The 17,077-nt window shown below is 67.1% G+C and carries 13 protein-coding genes; 8 read left to right on the top strand and 5 right to left on the bottom strand.

Going from position 1 to position 17,077, the window contains the following annotated elements; genetic code table 11:
• Positions 1-30 precede the first annotated feature (30 nt).
• On the top strand, positions 31-2,124 hold the full coding sequence (locus AASM09_RS15915; protein WP_049429600.1) for a M13 family metallopeptidase: 2,094 nt from the start codon (positions 31-33) through the stop codon (positions 2,122-2,124).
• 95 nt (positions 2,125-2,219) lie between these two features.
• On the opposite strand, the gene AASM09_RS15910 is transcribed toward AASM09_RS15915, so the two are convergent.
• The 4 genes from AASM09_RS15910 to AASM09_RS15895 all read right to left on the bottom strand — a co-directional run bounded on the left by AASM09_RS15910 (position 2,220) and on the right by AASM09_RS15895 (position 7,971).
• On the bottom strand, positions 2,220-2,837 hold the full coding sequence (locus AASM09_RS15910; RefSeq protein WP_049429601.1) for an HD-GYP domain-containing protein: 618 nt from the start codon (positions 2,835-2,837) through the stop codon (positions 2,220-2,222).
• 44 nt (positions 2,838-2,881) lie between these two features.
• Positions 2,882-6,346 carry a transcription-repair coupling factor gene (mfd, locus tag AASM09_RS15905; RefSeq protein WP_100443646.1) on the bottom strand — a complete coding sequence of 1,155 codons (3,465 nt, stop codon included), beginning with the start codon at positions 6,344-6,346 and terminating at the stop codon, positions 2,882-2,884.
• A 126-nt stretch (positions 6,347-6,472) separates the two neighbouring features.
• Positions 6,473-7,018, bottom strand: coding sequence for a GNAT family N-acetyltransferase (locus AASM09_RS15900; RefSeq protein WP_004150340.1), 546 nt, complete (start codon positions 7,016-7,018; stop codon positions 6,473-6,475).
• A gap of 95 nt (positions 7,019-7,113) precedes the next feature.
• A complete protein-coding gene (locus AASM09_RS15895; RefSeq protein ID WP_049432781.1) occupies positions 7,114-7,971 on the bottom strand; it encodes a 23S rRNA (adenine(2030)-N(6))-methyltransferase RlmJ in 858 nt (285 codons plus the stop codon).
• A gap of 35 nt (positions 7,972-8,006) precedes the next feature.
• On the opposite strand from AASM09_RS15895, the gene creB reads away from it, so the two are divergent.
• The 7 genes from creB (at position 8,007) to AASM09_RS15860 (ending at position 15,763) form a co-directional block, all read left to right on the top strand.
• A complete protein-coding gene (gene creB / locus AASM09_RS15890; RefSeq protein WP_080355094.1) occupies positions 8,007-8,732 on the top strand; it encodes a two-component system response regulator CreB in 726 nt (241 codons plus the stop codon).
• A 3-nt stretch (positions 8,733-8,735) separates the two neighbouring features.
• Positions 8,736-10,196: a two-component system sensor histidine kinase CreC gene (gene creC, locus AASM09_RS15885; protein WP_100443645.1), complete on the top strand. Its 1,461-nt coding sequence runs from the start codon at positions 8,736-8,738 to the stop codon at positions 10,194-10,196.
• Positions 10,197-10,277: 81 nt separating this feature from the next.
• Positions 10,278-11,597 (top strand): cell envelope integrity protein CreD, encoded by a 1,320-nt coding sequence (gene creD / locus AASM09_RS15880; RefSeq protein WP_049432784.1) that lies wholly within the window; start codon positions 10,278-10,280, stop codon positions 11,595-11,597.
• A 10-nt stretch (positions 11,598-11,607) separates the two neighbouring features.
• Positions 11,608-12,018 carry a hypothetical protein gene (locus AASM09_RS15875; RefSeq protein WP_049432787.1) on the top strand — a complete coding sequence of 137 codons (411 nt, stop codon included), beginning with the start codon at positions 11,608-11,610 and terminating at the stop codon, positions 12,016-12,018.
• A gap of 124 nt (positions 12,019-12,142) precedes the next feature.
• Entirely contained in the window at positions 12,143-13,741 is a 1,599-nt protein-coding gene (locus tag AASM09_RS15870) for a M28 family metallopeptidase (RefSeq protein WP_049432789.1), read from the top strand.
• Positions 13,742-13,833: 92 nt separating this feature from the next.
• On the top strand, positions 13,834-15,237 hold the full coding sequence (gene gltX, locus AASM09_RS15865) for a glutamate--tRNA ligase (RefSeq protein WP_049432792.1): 1,404 nt from the start codon (positions 13,834-13,836) through the stop codon (positions 15,235-15,237).
• 34 nt (positions 15,238-15,271) lie between these two features.
• The gene (locus AASM09_RS15860) at positions 15,272-15,763 is read left to right on the top strand and encodes a Fur family transcriptional regulator (RefSeq protein WP_004150412.1); all 492 of its coding nucleotides are present in this window, start codon (positions 15,272-15,274) and stop codon (positions 15,761-15,763) included.
• 153 nt (positions 15,764-15,916) lie between these two features.
• Here AASM09_RS15860 and AASM09_RS15855 read toward each other — a convergent pair whose 3' ends face one another.
• Positions 15,917-17,077, bottom strand: a complete 1,161-nt coding sequence (locus AASM09_RS15855) for an HlyD family secretion protein (protein WP_049432795.1) — start codon at positions 17,075-17,077, stop codon at positions 15,917-15,919.

Raw genomic sequence — 17,077 nt, 5'->3', positions numbered from 1 at the left:
ACCCTGTGAAATTACCCGCAGGAGAGCCTCATGAACTTCCGCAACCTGGCCCCGCTGGGCCTGACCATCGCCATTGCTGCCTCGCTGGCCGCCTGTGGCAAGAATGAATCCGCGCCGGCTGCCAACGCCGACGCCAAGCCGGCCTTCGACCAGTCGCAGATCAAGACCCCGCTGATCTCGCTCAACAGCGCCGACCTGGATCCGGCCATTTCGGCCTGTACCGACCTCAATGGCTTCGTCAACAGCAAGTGGCTGAAGGCCAACCCGGTGCCGGGCGACCAGACCACCTGGGGCAGCTTCGAGATCCTGCGCGAGCGCTCGCTGGAAGTGCAGCACGCGCTGGTGCAGCAGGCCGCCGCCAGCCAGGCCAAGGCCGGTTCGGTGGAAGCCAAGATCGGTGACATCTGGAAGACCGGTAACGACGAAGCCAAGATCGAAGCCGCCGGCCTGGCGCCGCTGCAGCCGCAGCTGGACAAGATCACTGCACTGAACGACACCGCCGCCATCACCCAGTACCTGCGCGACAGCCAGGCCGAGGGCAAGGGCGTGCTGTTCTCGCTGTTCGCCAATGCCGACTACAAGGATTCGGCCAACGTCATCGCCTACGTGGGCCAGGGTGGCCTCGGCCTGCCGGAGAAGGGCTACTACTTCGACGACGCGCAGGCCAATATCCGAGACGCCTACGTGGCTTACATCGCACAGGTGCTGACCCTGTCCGGCGTGGACGCGGCACAGGCCGCCGAGCAGGCCAAGGCCGTGATGGCCTTTGAAACCCGCCTGGCCAAGGCCTCGATGTCGCGCATCGAAATGCGTGACCCTGCCAAGCGCTACAACCCGCTCAGCGCCGCCGACGCCGACAAGCTGACCCCGAACTTCAGCTGGACCGCGCTGTTCGACACCCTGAAGGTGCCGGCCGCGCAGAAGTTCTCGCTGGCCCAGCCGGGCTTCTTCGGTGAAATGGACAAGATGCTGGCCGACGTGCCGGCCAGCACCTGGCAGGCCTACCTGCGCTTCCACACCATCGACGATGCTTCGCCGTACCTGAGCAGCCAGTTCGAGAAGGCCAATTTCGATTTCTACGGCACCACCCTGCGTGGCCAGAAGGAAATGCAGCCGCGCTGGAAGCGCGTGCTGGAGTCGGTCAACGGTGGCATGGGTGAAGCCCTGGGCCAGCTGTATGTCGACGCCGTGTTCCCTGCCGAATCCAAGGTGGCCATGCAGCATCTGGTGGAAAACCTGTCGCAGGCGCTGAAGGCGCGCCTGGAGCAGCTGCCGTGGATGGGCGAAGAAACCAAGAAGAAGGCACTGGAGAAGTGGGCCAGCTTCACCCCGAAGATCGGTTATCCGGACAAGTGGCGTGAGTGGACCGGCCTGCAGACCAACGGCGACAGCTACCTGGGCAACATGCAGGCCGCGCGCGCGTTCAATTACCGCTACATGCTGGACAAGATCGGCAAGCCGGTGGACAAGACCGAGTGGGGCATGACCCCGCAGACCGTCAACGCGTACTACAACGCCACCAAGAACGAGATCGTGTTCCCGGCCGCCATCCTGCAGGCGCCGTTCTTCGACGCCAAGGCCGATCCGGCGCTGAACTACGGCGGCATCGGTGCGGTCATCGGCCACGAAATGATGCACGGCTACGACGACTCGGGCAGCCAGTTCGCCGCCAACGGCAACTTCGACAACTGGTGGACCGACGCCGACCGCAAGGCCTTTACCGAGCGTACCGACCAGCTGGTCGCGCAGTTCGACGGCTATGAGGCGGTGCCGGGCGTGTTCGTGAAGGGCAAGCTGACCCTGGGCGAGAACATCGGCGACCTGGGCGGCCTGACCGTAGCCTACGACGCGCTGCAGATGGCGCTGAAGGAAGACCCGAAGGCGAACGTCGAAGTTGATGGCCACAGCCAGGACCAGCGCTTCTTCATGAACTGGGCCACCGTGTGGCGCCGCAACTTCACCGACGGTGAGCTGCGCGTCCGCCTGAACACCGACCCGCACGCCCCGGCCAACTTCCGTGCCAACGGTGCGCCGTCGAACATGCCGTCCTATGCCGCTGCATTCCAATGCAAGGCGGGCGATGCGATGGTGCGTGCAGACGACAAGCGCGTGGTGATCTGGTAATCGATCGCACGTGATGCGTGGTGCGAAAGGCCCGGCGAATGCCGGGCCTTTTGTTTTTCACGGCCGGTAGTGCCGGGCCATGCCGGGTTGGCATCTCATGCCAGCTCGGGCTCCCGCGCCAGCATGCGATGGAAGCGCTGCAGCACGTAGGGATCCACCAGCCCGCCGGACTGCGCTTCGATGATCCGCAATGCGGTTTCATGCTCCATCGCATCGCGATACGGGCGCGCGCTGGTCATTGCATCGTAGGCATCCGCAACGGTGACGATGCGTGAGCCCAGCGGAATGCTCTCGCCTCGCAGGCCGTCGGGATAGCCGCTGCCATCGAAGGCCTCGTGATGGGCGCGGATCAGCCGCGCAACCGGCGCCGCGTCGCTGCGGCCGGTGGCCAGGAAGATGTGTTCGCCGCGTACCGGATGCTCGCGCATGATCGCGCGCTCCTCATCGGTATGCCGGCGCGGTGCCAGCAGCACATCGTCGGGAATTCCGATCTTGCCGATGTCATGGAAGCGCGCGGCCAGGCCGATCTGCGCGCAGCCGTCGTCGTCAAGATCGCAGTGCGCGGCCAGGCGATGCGCGAGCAGGCCGACGCGGTCACAGTGGTGGCGGGTGTAGGCATCGCGCATCTGCAGCGACATCGAAAGGGCATCGATCAGGCAGGCCTGCGCGTGCAGCAGGTCGGGGGCGGGTACGGCGTCAGGAAACATGGTCATCCGCCCGCACCGGGTGGGGACCGGTGCGGGGTATTCGGGGGCGATCAACCCGGGGCGAGGGTGGTCAGAAGGGCGCGGGCCGCATTGAAGCGGTCTTCCGGCAACGGCAGCGGGTGCTTGATGCGCAGCTTGTCGGGCCCTTCCATGGCGTACAGGTTCGGTTGTTTCTGGATCAGCTGGATCACCACCATCGGGTCGATGTTCGGCTTGGATTCGAACACGATGCGGCCACCGTTCTCGCCCAGGTCGAGCTTGCGGATGCCCAGCGTATTGGCCTTGAGCTTCAGCTCGGCGATGGCGAACAGGTGCTTGGCCGCATCCGGCAGCAGGCCGAAGCGGTCGATCATTTCCACCTGCAGCTCGCGCAGCGCGTCGCTGTCGCGCGCGCTGGAAATGCGCTTGTACAGGGTCAGGCGGGTGTGCACGTCCGGCAGGTAATCTTCCGGAATCAGCGCCGGCACATGCAGCTCGACCTCGGCGCCACGCACTTCTTCGCCGGCATCCAGGTCGGGCAGCTTGCCCTGCTTGATGCTGCGCACCGCGCGCTCCAGCAGCTCGGTGTACAGGCTGAAGCCGACCTCGGCCATCTGCCCGCTCTGGTCCTCGCCGAGCAGTTCACCGGCACCGCGGATCTCCAGATCGTGCGTGGCCAGGGTGAAGCCGGCGCCGAGCTCGTCCATCGAGGCGATCGCTTCCAGGCGCTTCTCGGCGTCCGGGGTGATCGATCGACGGTCCGGCGCCACCAGGTAGGCATAGGCGCGATGGTGCGAACGGCCGACGCGGCCGCGCAGCTGGTGCAGCTGGGCCAGGCCGAAGCGGTCGGCGCGGTTGATGATGATGGTGTTGGCGTTGGGGATGTCGATGCCCGACTCGATGATCGTGGTCGACAGCAGCACGTTGAAGCGCTGCTTCTGGAAATCCAGCATCACCTTTTCCAGCTCACGCTCGGGCATCTGCCCGTGGGCGATGCCGATGCGCGCTTCCGGCACCAGCTCGGACAGCTCGCGCTGCATGCGGCCGATGCTTTCCACGTCGTTGTGAAGGAAGTACAGCTGGCCACCGCGCGCCAGCTCGCGCTGGAAGGCTTCGCGCAGCAGTGCGTTGTCCCACTGGGTGATGAAGGTCTGCACCGCCAGCCGGTTCGGCGGCGGCGTGGCGATGATCGACAGGTCACGCAGGCCGGCCATGGCCATGTTCAAGGTGCGCGGGATAGGCGTGGCGGTCAGGGTCAGCAGGTGCACGTTGGCGCGCAGCGCCTTCAGCGCTTCCTTCTGGCGCACGCCGAAGCGCTGTTCCTCATCGACGATGACCATGCCCAGGTCCTTGAACTTCACGTCCGGCTGCAGCAGGCGGTGGGTACCGACGATGACGTCGATGGTGCCGGCGGCAACCTTCTCCAGTTCGGCCTTGATTTCCTTGGTGGTCTTGAAGCGCGACAGCACCTCGACCTTCAGCGGGTAATCGGCGAAGCGGTCGCGGAAGTTGCGGTAATGCTGTTCGGCCAGCAGCGTGGTCGGCACCAGCACCGCCACCTGCTTGCCGGCGCTGGCAGCGGCAAATGCCGCGCGCACCGCCACCTCGGTCTTGCCGAAGCCGACGTCGCCGCAGACCACACGGTCCATCGGCTGGCTGCTGGCGAGGTCGCGCAGGGTGGCGTCGATCGCGGCCAGCTGGTCTGGCGTTTCCTCGAACGGGAAGCCGGCCGCGAACGGCTCATACATCGCGCGGTCCACCTGCAGTGCAAGGCCGGCACGCGCCTGGCGGCGGGCCTGGATCTCCAGCAGTTCGGCAGCCACGTCGCGCACCTTCTCGGCGGCCTTGCGCTTGGCCTTGCTCCACTGCTCGCCACCCAGCGAATGCAGCGGCGCGGTTTCCGCGGAGGCGCCCGAGTAGCGGCTGATCAGGTGCAGCTGGGCGACCGGTACATACAGGCGGTCGCCCTTGGCATATTCGATTTCGAGGAACTCGCCGGGCATGCCGCCGACGTCCATCGCGATCAGGCCCCGGTAGCGGCCGACGCCATGGTCCTCGTGCACGATCGGCGCGCCCTCGGTCAGCTCGCCGAGATCGCGGATGATCGCTTCCGGCTCGCGGCCGGCACGGCGCGTACGGCGGGTGCTGCCGGCGCGCTCGGGGAACAGCTGGCGTTCGGTCAGCACCGCAATGCGCGGATCGTCCAGCGCGAAGCCATCCTCCAGCGGCGCCACGGCGATCGCGAAGCGCGCATCGTCGGCGAGGAACGCGGGCAGGTCGGCCACCACCGGTGGTTTCAGCTCGGCGGCCTGCAGCACTTCCAGCAGGGCTTCACGACGGCCGGGCGAATCGGCGGCGATCAGCACGCGGCCCGGGTAGTGGCCGAGGAAGGATTTCAGTGCGTCGCCGGCCGGTGCGTCGCGCGCCGCCACCGGCAACGGCGGCAACGGCTGGTCGCCCAACGGGTGCGCGTCGGCGATGCGTGCGTGGTCAGCAGCCCACACCTCGATGCGCGGTACATCGTTCAGGCGCTCGCGCAGCAGCTCCGGCGACAGGTACAGCGCCGACGGCGGCAGCAGCGGCCGTTCGACGTCGTGGCGGCGCTGTTCGTAGCGCTCACCGGTCTGCGCCCAGAACGCTTCGGCGGCTTCGCCAGTGCCGGCGCAGACCACCGGCAGGCTGCCGTCGGGCAGGTAGTCGAACAGGGTTGCGGTGCGTTCGAAGAACAGCGGCAGGTAGTACTCGACGCCGGCCGGGGCCAGCCCGGACTTCAGGTCCTGGTACAGCGCGCTGCGCCGGGTATCGACATCGAAGCGCTCGCGCAGCGTGGCCAGCACGCGGGCGATGCTGGCCTCGTCCATCGGGACTTCGCGGCCGGGCAGCATGTGCACCGCTTCGACCTTGTCCAGCGAGCGCTGGCTTTCCGGGTCGAAGGCGCGGATCGAATCGATGTCCTCGTCCAGCAGTTCCACCCGCAGCGGCTCGTCGGCGCCCATCGGGAACACGTCGAGCAGGCCGCCGCGCACCGCAAAATCACCCGGATCCATCACCTGCGGCACGTTGCGGTAGCCGGCGCTTTCCAGGCGGCGCTTCTCCGTTTCCAGGTCCAGGCGCTGGCCGACCTTCAGGTCGAAGCTGCCACCGATCACGTAGCTGCGCGGGGCCAGCTGCTGCAGCAGGGTCTGCACCGGCACGATCACCAGGCCGCGCTTCAGCGTGGGCAGGCGGTGCAGGGCGGACAAACGCTGCGAGATGATGTCCGGATGCGGGCTGAAGCGGTCGTAGGGCAGGGTTTCCCAGTCCGGGAAGGCGACCACCGGCAGGGCCGGGTTGCCGCCGAGCAGGGTGTGCAGGTCGGCTTCGAGCTGGTTGGCGCCGTGGTTGTCACGGGCGATCACCAGCAGCGGAGCGTCGTGCGCACGCGCGGCCTGGGCCAGGTACCAGGCCAGGGCGGTCGGCGAGGCGGGGGCGCGCCACCAGGCGCGGAGCTGGCCGGCACGCGGCAGCGGCGGGGCGGGGTATGAGGTACGCGACATGGACCCCGGATTTTAGCAGAAGCCCCCGCCGGGCCCATGATCGTGACGTGAGCGGGGTAGCGCCGGGCCAAGCCCGGCGAGCGCAGCGGTTGAATCAATGTCGCCGGGCATGGCCCGGCGCTACCTTCAGTTGTCCAGCTCCAGCACCATCCGCACCAGGCCTTCGGCGCCAGTCGGGTGCGGCACCGGCTTGAAGCCCAGCGAGGCGGCCAGCTGCTTCATCGGCTCGTTCTCGGCGGCAACGTCGCCGTACAGGCGGTCCAGGTACTTGCCGCGGCCCCACTTCACCAGCTTGCGCATCAGCTGCCGGCCCAGGCCCTGGCCGATCAGGAAGCGGCTGATCAGGATCGCGTACTCGGCTTCGCGGGTACCGGGGATGATCGAAGCCCGGGCGACCGCGCCGACCACCGCTTCGCCAGCCGGCAGGGATTCGGCAGCGACCAGGGTGATCTCGGTCTTTGGATTGGGGTGGGTCAGGCGCTGGGTGGTTTCCGGCGACAGTTCGGTCACCGCCTGCAGGAAACGATCACGGATTTCTTCCGGCCCGAACAGGCTGAACGCCGCTTGCAGCGGTGCGCCATCTTCCGGGCGGATGGGGCGGATCAGCAGCTCGTGGCCGCTGGGAGCCTTGAAGATCTCATGCCAGGGCGGCATACGGTTGCGAGTGGCCATACCGGGTGATTCCTTGGTGGTCCATCGATTGTGGCATCACCGGGGCTGCATTCCGTGAACGAAAGGCTCACGGCGGTACAGCCTCGTGAAGGCCGTTATTCGGGCGCTTTGAGCCAATCCAGGCGGGTGCTGGCACCGGGTTCGCCCAGGTGCTGGCGCAGTGCCGGCAGGGCCGGGCCGACCACCCGGTCGAACTGCCAGGGCGGGTTGAGCAGCAGCATGCCACTGCCGTTGAGGCGCAGCGGCGAGTCGTCCGGGCGCACCAGGAACTCGATCGTCATCGCCGATTTCACCGGCAGGGCGGTGGCCTTTCGCAGGAAATGCAGGATGGTGCGGCGCTGCTTGATCGGGAACCAGACCGCGCAGGTGGCCTGCGGCCAGCGTGCCAGGGTCTCGGCCAGCGCGGCCAGGACGGCCTGGTATTCGGCGTCCTGCGCCTCGTAGGGCGGGTCGATCAGCACCAGGCCGCGGCCGATCTTGCTGCCGTTGAACTTCGGCGGCAGCAGCGAACGCAGCAGTGCGTAGCCATCGCCCGCACGCACGTCGACGCGGCTGTCATGCGCGAACAGCGCCTTCAGCGTGGCCGTTTCGGCTTCCTGCAGCTCGCATACCGCCATGCGGTCCTGGGCACGCATGGCCTGTGCGCTCAGCAGCGGCGAGCCGGGGTAGGTGGTCAGCGCGCCGATCGGATTGTCGGCCTGCACCGCCTTCAGGTAGCGCTCGACCACCTCCGGCAGCTTGGGCTGGGCCATCAGCCGCATGATCCCGGATTCGGCCTCCAGGGTCTTGCGGCTTTCTTCGCTGGCCAGCAGGTAACGGCCGGCACCGCCGTGGGTGTCGAGCACGAAGAACGGGCTGTCCTTGCGCTTGAAGCTGTCGATCAGGGCCAGCTGCACGATGTGCTTGAGCACATCGGCGTGGTTGCCGGCATGGAAGGCGTGGCGATAGTTCATGGGCGGCAGTGTACGGGGCGGCGGCCGCAGCGGCTATGCTGCGCGCCATGACAGCTCCTGTTGCCCATGTCCTGGTGGTCGAGGACGAAGCCGCCATCGCCGAAACCGTGCTCTACGCGCTGCGCAGCGAGGGCTATGCCGCCAGCCACTGCCTGCTGGGCGGCGAGGCCCTGCAGCGGCTGCAGGCCGGCGATATCGACGTGGTGGTGCTGGACGTGGGCCTGCCCGACCTGGGCGGGTTCGAGGTCTGCCGTCGGCTGCGCGCGCAGCCCGGGCCGGAGGCACAGCTGCCGGTGATCTTCCTGACCGCCCGCAACGACGAGGTCGACCGTGTGCTCGGCCTGGAACTGGGCGCCGACGATTACATGACCAAGCCGTTCTCGCCGCGCGAACTGGTGGCGCGGGTGCGTGCGCGCCTGCGCCGCGCGGCACCGGTCGTGGCAGCACCCGGTGCCGATGCGGGCTGGCAGGAACATGGCGCCTTTGCCATCGACCGTGAAGGCCGGCGTATCCGCTTCCATGGCCAGGCACTGGACCTGACCCGTTACGAGTACGCGCTGCTGGAGGCGCTGCTGCAGCGCCCCGGCGCCATTCTCAGCCGTGCCCAGCTGATGGACCGTGGCTGGGACAGCAGCGCCGACAGCGCCGACCGGACCGTCGATACGCATGTAAAGACGCTGCGCGCCAAGCTGCGTGCGGCCGGTGCCTGCGATGACCCGATCCGTACCCACCGTGGCCTTGGCTACGCGCTGGAGGTCTAGCCGATGCGCCTGGTACTGAAGCTGTTCCTGGGCTTCTTCCTGATCACCGGCATCGCCGCCTTCTTCGTGATGCGCGTGTTCGTCAACGAGGTGAAGCCCGGTGTGCGCCAGGCGATGGAATCGACCCTGGTCGATGCGGCCAACGTGCTGGCCGAAATGGCCGCCGCCGACGTCAAGGCCGGCACCATCCGCAGCGGCAGCTTCACCCGCAACCTGGCCAAGGCGCGGCAGCGCGACCTGAAGGCGATGGTCTGGCGCTTCCCGAAGCGCTCGCTGGATTACCGGGTGACCATCACCGATGCCAAGGGCATCGTCATCTACGACTCGCTGGGCCGCGACCTGGGGCGCGACAACTCGCGCTGGAATGATGTGTACCGCACGCTGCGCGGCGAGTACGGCGCCCGCTCCAGCCCGGAAACACCGGGTGAGGAAGGTGACACGGTGATGCACGTGGCCGCGCCGGTGTATGACCCGGCCGATGGGCGCACCCTGATCGGCGTGCTCAGCCTGGCCCAGCCCAACCGCAGCATCGATCCGTTCATTGCCGCCAGCCAGCGCGCCATCATTGAACGCGGTGCATGGCTGATCGGCTTGTCGGCGCTGGTCGGTGTGCTGGTGACGATGTGGCTGACCACGGGCCTGGGCCAGCTCAGCCGCTATGCGCGTGCGGTCAGCGCCGGCGAACCGGTGCCACCGCCGCGCCGCCGCCGCGACGAGATCGGTGACCTGGGCCAGGCACTGGAGACCATGCGCCGCAAGCTGGAGGGCAAGGCCTACGTCGAGCAGTACGTGCAGTCACTGACGCATGAAATGAAGAGTCCATTGGCGGCGATCCGCGGTGCCGCCGAGCTGCTGCAGGAGCCGCTTCCGGAAGCCGATCGCATGCATTTCGCACGCAGCATCGTCGATCAGCAGGAGCGGTTGACCGAGACCATCGACAAACTGCTGGCGCTGGCCGAAGTGGAACAGCATGGCTGGCTGCAGACCCGTGATCCGATCGCGCTGCCAACCTTGTTGGCCGATGCGGCCGCGGCCGCACAGGTACGCGCACAGGCGGTGGGCGTGCAGGTCCGCATCGGCAGCGTGCCCGACCTGCAGGTGCAGGGCGACGGCTACCTGCTGCGGCAGGCACTGCACAACCTGATCGACAACGCGATTGCGTTCTCTCCGGCCGGCGCGGAGATCGCGCTGCAGGCCGAGGCGGACGGGCAGGGCGTGCGCCTGCAGGTGGCCGACCGCGGTGCAGGCATTCCCGACTATGCACGCGAACGGGTGTTCGAACGCTTCTATTCGCTGGCCCGCCCCGGCAGCGGACGGCGCAGTTCCGGCCTGGGCCTGCCGTTCGTGCAGGAGGTCGCGCGCCTGCATGATGGCCGCGCCAGCGTCGATGCCCGCGACGGCGGCGGTACCGTGGCCAGCCTGTGGTTGCCGCTGGGTACACCGGGCCAGCGTCCGCGCCGCTGACTTCACACTCGCTTCAAATTCGCCACAAACCCTGCTCACTGCAGCGGTCCATCCTGCAGCCCTCTCCAACGAGGATGGACCATGAAATCCCTGAAGATGCTGCTGCGGTTCGCCATTGTCGGCGGGCTGATCCTGCTGCTGCTGGTTCCGCTGACGATGATTCGCGGTGTCATCAACGAACGCAGTGCGTACCGCGACGAAGCCTTCTCGCGGGTGGCCGACAGCCGCGCCGGTGCACAGCAGCTGGTGGGCCCGGTGCGGGTGGTGCCTTGGGTGGAGCGCAAGCAGGTTGAGCTGGTCGACCCGCTGGGCGTCAAGAAGACCGAGGTACAGGTCACCGAAGGGCACTGGCTGCAGATGCCGGCGTCGCTGGAGGTGGGCGGTGAGATGCTGCCGAGCCAACGTGAGGTCGGCCTGTTCAAGGTGCCGGTGTACAGCTGGAACGGCCAGATGAAGGCGATCTTCGCCGAAGACGATTACCCGGTGAAGGCAGGCCGCAGCTACGGTCAACCGTACGTGGCGGTGGGGGTTTCCGATGTGCGTGGCCTGGTGGGTACGCCCAACCTGCGCGTGGATGGCCAGCAGCTGCGCCTGCTGCCGGGCGTCGGTGCAGCCAGCGAAGTGGGCCGCGGTCTGCATGCACCGGTGGCCGGATTCGCCGAAGACCATGGCGGCACGCTGGCCGCCAGCACAGTCGAGCTGGAGCTGCGCCTGGACGGCAGCCGCATGCTGTCGGTGGTGCCGGTGGGCGATGACACCCACATCGCGCTGCGTTCGAGCTGGCCGCATCCGTCGTTCAGCGGTGCGTTCCTGCCGAATGAACGCCGCGTTGATGCGCAGGGCTTTGATGCGCGCTGGGCGGTGTCCTCGCTGGCGTCCGACGCACAGCGACAGCTGCGCAATGATGGTTCGGTGGATTCGCAGGCAGTGACGGTATCGCTGGTCGATCCGGTCGACACCTACACCCAGGCCGACCGTGCCTCGAAGTATGGCGTGCTGTTCGTGCTGCTGACCTTCGTCGGCTTCATCCTGTTCGAGCTGATCAAGTCGCTGCGCATCCATCCGCTGCAGTACCTGATGGTGGGCCTGGCGCTGGCGATCTTCTTCCTGCTGCTGATCAGCCTGTCCGAGCACATCGCCTTCTGGAAGGCGTACGTGGTCTCGGCGGTGGCCTGCATCGGCCTGCAGGCGGTGTACCTGGCCAACGTGCTGGGCCACTGGAAGCGTGGCCTCGGCTTTGCCGCGCTGCTGACCGTGTTGTACGGCGCGCTGTATGGCCTGCTGGTGTCGGAGAACAACGCGCTGCTGATGGGTTCGCTGCTGCTGTTCGTGATCCTGGCGCTGGCGATGTGGGTGACCCGCCGGGTCGACTGGTACGCGCTTGGCGCGGAACTGAAGTAAGGAGCACGCCATGGGCTGGCGCCAGGGATTGCGGCAACGGGCACGGCAGGGCATCCCGGCCCTGCTGGAAGTGGATGCATTGCTGCAGGCACATGGCGTGCTGGCGGCCTTGCCGGGGGCACGGATCGCCCCTGGCCTGGTCCGATTCCAACTGGCCGCGGTGACCTGCGAAGGATTGCAGGGGCAGGGGCTGGGATGGCTGCAGGGTGCGCGGCAGGGACGCGGCGCGATGGCCGGCCGGGTGCCGCGCTACCGGCCATGGAAGGCCGGGGCAGAGGCGCTGGCCGAGATCGGCATCGGCGGCCTGCCGGATGACTGGCCGGCACATGCGGCGGTGTATGGCTGCAGCAGCATTGACCGGCGGCATTGGTTGCTGTTGCTGCCGGAGCGGGCGCAGTTGTGGCTGGGATGGAGTGGGTGATTCGGCTGTTCATCCACGCATGGCGTGGATCTACAGCTGTCCATGACCGATGGGACGGTATCGCCGCGCCCCTGCTGGCTAGACTCGATGGGTTGATGATCGAGCCGAAGGGCAGGGGTGCAATGTGTTGAAGTGGGGCGTGCTGGCCGCAGCGCTGGTGATGGGTGGCAATGCAGGGGCGCAGCAGCGCGAAACGGTGGACCTGGACATGGTCAGCCGCATCCGCCAGGAGGCCTTCCATCGTTCGCAGGTGATGGACACCTTCAGCTATCTCACCGAGCGCATCGGCCCGCGCCTGACCAATTCGCCGGCGATGGGCCGCGCCAATGCCTGGACCCGCGGCAAGTTCAACGAATGGAAGCTGGACAACGTCCACGACGAAGCCTTCGATGATTTCGGCCGTGGCTGGGAGTTCACCTCGGCCAGCGTGGAAATGCTGGGTGACCGCGTGCAGCCGCTGCATGCGCTGCCCAAGGCCTGGACGCCGGGCACCAAGGGCCCGGTCGAAGGCGAGTTGGTCCAGGTCGAGATAAAGAAGCCGGAAGACATCGAGAAGTACCGCGGCAAGCTGCGCGACAAGATCCTGCTGCTGGGCCAGGCGCGCGAGTACAAGCGCGGCACCGAGCCCGATTCGCACCGGCATGACGCCACCTCGCTGGAGGGCCTGCAGGAGTTCACCCTGCCCAAGGACAAGGACGCCACCGCCGAACGTGCCAAGCGGGTCAAGGAGTACCAGGAACGCCAGCAGCTGGCGACCAAGGTCAATGCGTTCTTCGTGGAAGAGGGCGCGCTGGCCTCGATCAGTATCAGCAGCTGGGACAACGGCATCATCCGCGTTGCCGGTGGTGGTTCGCGCAAGGCCGGTGAATCGGTGGGCATCCCCGAGCTGGCGATGATCAGCGAGCACTTCAATCCACTGGTGCGCGCGCTGGAGGCCAAGCAGACCGTGCGCCTGCGCGTGGATGTGGCCGCGCGTTTCACCGACCAGGCCGACCAGCCGGGTTACAACACGCTGGCCGAGATCCGCGGCAGCAGCAGGCCCGACGAAGTGGTGATGATCGGCGCGCACCTGGATTCGTGGCACAGCGGTACCGGTGCGGCCGACAACGCGGCCGGCGTGGCAGTGATGATGGAGGCGATGCGCATCCTCAAGGCCACCGGCGCCAAGCCGAAGCGCACCATCCGCGTGGCGCTGTGGAGCGGCGAGGAACAGGGCCTGATTGGTTCGCAGGCCTATGTGGCCAAGCACTTCGGTCGTTTCCCGGAACCCACCGACGCGGCACAGAAGGCACTGCCGGCCTCGCTGCGCGAGCCGACCGGTGCATTGCAGAAGACCCGCGACTACGACAAGTTCCAGGTCTACTTCAACATGGACAACGGCTCGGGCCGGTTCCGTGGCATCTATGCGCAGGAGAACCTGGCGGCGATGCCGATCTTCGAAGCCTGGCTGGCGCCGTTCCATGACGTGGGCGCCACTACCGTGGCCACCCGCAACACCGGCAGCACCGACCACATCAGCTTCGACCGCATCGGCCTGCCGGGCTTCCAGTTCATCCAGGACCGGCTGGACTACTTCACCAATGTCCACCACAGCCACCTGGATACCTGGGACCACGCCGAGCCGGAAGACCTGAAGCAGGCCGCCGCCATCGTCGCCTCGTTCGCCTACAACGCGGCGATGCGCGAGCAGTCGTTCCCGCGCAAGGCTGAACCGCAGCCCTGAAAAACCGGAGGGGAGGGGGCGATGCATCCGCCCCTCCTTGCCTTTCCGGGGCTGGTGGTAAAATCAGGGGATTCCCGTTCCTCGAGCCGTCCATGACCTGCCGCACCCGCTTCGCCCCCAGTCCCACCGGCTACCTGCACATCGGTGGTGCCCGCACTGCGCTGTACTGCTGGCTGGAGGCCCGCCACCGTGGCGGCGAGTTCGTGCTGCGCATCGAGGATACCGACCGTGAACGCAGCACCCAGGGCGCGATCGACGCGATCCTGGAGGCGATGGAGTGGCTGGGCCTGGACTACGACGAGGGCCCGATCTACCAGACCGACCGCGTCGCCCGCTATCTGGAAGTGGCCGAGCAGCTGGTGGCCGACGGCAAGGCGTACTACGCCTACGAGACCCGCGAAGAGCTGGACGCGATGCGCGAGGCCGCCATGGCCAAGCAGGAAAAGCCGCGCTACAACGGCGCCGCGCGTGACCTGGGCCTGCCGCGCAAGGACGACCCGAATCGCGTCATCCGCTTCAAGAACCCGCTGGAAGGTACGGTGGTGTTCGACGACCTGATCAAAGGCCGCATCGAGATCGCCAACAGCGAGCTGGATGACATGGTCATCTTCCGCCCGGACGGCTACCCCACCTACAACTTCGCAGTGGTGGTGGACGACTGGGACATGGGCATCACCGAGGTCATCCGCGGCGACGACCACATCAACAACACCCCGCGCCAGATCAACCTGTACGAAGGCATCGGTGCGCCGGTGCCGAGGTTCGGCCACATGCCGATGATCCTGGACGAGCAGGGCGCCAAGCTGTCCAAGCGCACCGGCGCGGCCGACGTGATGCAGTACAAGGACGCCGGCTACCTGCCCGATGCGCTGCTGAGCTACCTGGCCCGCCTGGGCTGGTCGCATGGTGACCAGGAGCTGTTCAGCCGCCAGGAACTGATCGACCTGTTCGACGTGAAGGACTGCAATTCCAAGGCCTCGCGCCTGGACATGGCCAAGCTGGGCTGGGTCAACCAGCACTTCCTGAAGACCGAGGACGTGGCCGCCATCGTGCCGCACCTGGTGTACCAGCTGCGGAAGCTGGGCCTGGACGTGGCCGCCGGCCCGGCCCCGGAGGACGTGGTGATCGCCCTGCGTGAACGCGTGCAGACCCTGAAGGAAATGGCCGAAAAGGCCGTGGTCTGGTACCAGCCGCTGACCGAGTACGACGAAACCGCCGTGGCCAAGCACTTCAAGGCCGGCGCCGAGGTGGCGCTGGGCAAGGCCCGCGAGCTGCTGGCAGCCCTGCCGGAATGGACCGCCGAGTCGGTGGGCGTGGCCCTGCATGATGCCGCCGCGGCGCTGGAGATCGGAATGGGCAAGGTTGCCCAGCCGCTGCGCGTGGCCATCACCGGCACCCAGGTCAGCCCTGACATTTCCCATACCGTGTACCTGGCCGGCCGCGAGCAGGCCTTGAAACGCATTGATGTGGCCATCACCAAGGTAGCAACGGCCTGAGGCATCCTTGCCAGGCCCGAACCGGAGAACACGCATGCCCGCCAAGACCGCCACTGCCTGTACCGCCCCGCACCACCACGTCCATGACGCATCGGATTTCGTGGCGGTGGTCGAGCGCGTCTCGCGCGAACGCGGGCTGCGCCTGACCCCGATCCGCGCCAACGTGCTGAAGCTGATCGCCGAGGCCGGCAAGCCGGTCAAAGCCTACGAGCTGCTGGAATGGGTGCGCAACGGCAAGGGCGTGGGCGCTGATGCCCCGCCCACCGTGTACCGCGCGCTGGACTTCCTGATGGCCAATGGCTTCGTGCACAAGCTGGAGTCGGTGAATGCATTCGTGGCCTGCCATCACCCCAGCAGCGCCGCGCATTCGGTGCCGTTCCTGATCTGCAACAGCTGCCACAGCGCAGTGGAACTGGAAGACCGCGAGATCGTCACCCAGCTGGAAAAGCGTGCCAAGGAGCTGGGCTTCCAGCCGCAGGCACAGACCCTGGAAGTGCACGGGCTCTGCGCGCGCTGCGCGGGCTGATCGTGTCGGCGGTAGAGTCGGTCGGCGGTAGAGTCGACTGTTAGTCGACTGCTCTTCCGTGAAGCCCACGAGTACCCCGCGCTGCGCGATAGTCGACTGACAGTCGACTCTACCAAGCCGTCTCTACCAAGCCGAGTCCTGCAGGGTCGCGTCCTAGTCCATCGGCTTGCTTGCGGTATCCACCCGCACGATCACCGACATGCCAGGCCGCAACTCTGCGGCCAGCTTCTGGCCTTCATTGATCGAAATCCGTACCGGCAGCCGCTGCACCACCTTGGTGAAGTTGCCGCTGGCATTGTCCGGGCGCAGCACGCTGAATTCCGACCCGGTGGCCGGGGCGATCTCCTGCACGCGGCCACGCAGCACCTGGCCCTGGAACGCGTCCACAGAGAACGTGGCCGGCTGGCCGATGGCCATTCCCCAGGTCTGGCCTTCCTTGTAGTTGGCCACCACCCACAGCGTGTCAGGCACCAGGAACAGCAGCTGAGAACCGGCCGCGACGTACTGGCCCACGCGCACGCTGGCTTCACTGATCTGCCCGTCGCGCGGCGCGTGGATCACGGTATTGGCCAGATCGATGCGCGCCAGTTCCAGCTGCGCCTGTGCGCTCTCCACCTGCGCCTCCAGGCTCTTGCGCGCGACCTGGGTCGATACCAGGGTTTCCTCGGCAATGCGGATCTGCGCCTGTGACTGCTGGACGCTGGCCTGTGCCGACGCCTGGGTGGTGCGGAACTTGTCGCGGTCATTGATCGACACCAACTGCTGCGCGGCCAGTTCCTCGTAGCGCTTCAGCTCGTTGCGCGCGCGCTGCAGTTCGGCCTGGCCGGCCGACAGCGTTGCATGCGCGGAGGCGATCTGTGCGCGGTTCTGGGCCTGCGACTGGTCGGAGTTGGCGAGCGCCGCGCGCGCGCTGTCCAGCGTTGCCTGTGCCTGCGCGACACGCTGTGCGTAGATGCGGTCATCGATGCGCAGCAGCGGCGCGCCCTCCTTCACGTGCTGGAAGTCCTTCACCAGCACCTCGGTCACATAGCCGTTCACCTGCGGCGCCATCACCGTGATCTGCCCGCGCACATACGCATTGTCGGTCACCATCACCGTGCTGGTGAACGGCCACAGGTGCCACGCGCGCAGGATCAGCGCGATGCCCAGCAACGCCACCACCACCATCACCACCACACTGCGCGCGCTGGGCTTGAGGTATTTCGGTGCGGCTGCCGGTGCAGCCAGCGTGGGCGCTGGCGCCGCATCGGTCGGTGGCGGTGGGGTGACGTTGTCGGCGTCGGTATCGTCAGGGCGGGGCGGGACGGGAGGCAT

This window comes from Stenotrophomonas maltophilia, assembly GCF_039555535.1.
GTDB classification, from domain to species: Bacteria; Pseudomonadota; Gammaproteobacteria; order Xanthomonadales; family Xanthomonadaceae; genus Stenotrophomonas; species Stenotrophomonas maltophilia_Q.
This window is presented reverse-complemented; position numbering and strand designations above follow the sequence as displayed.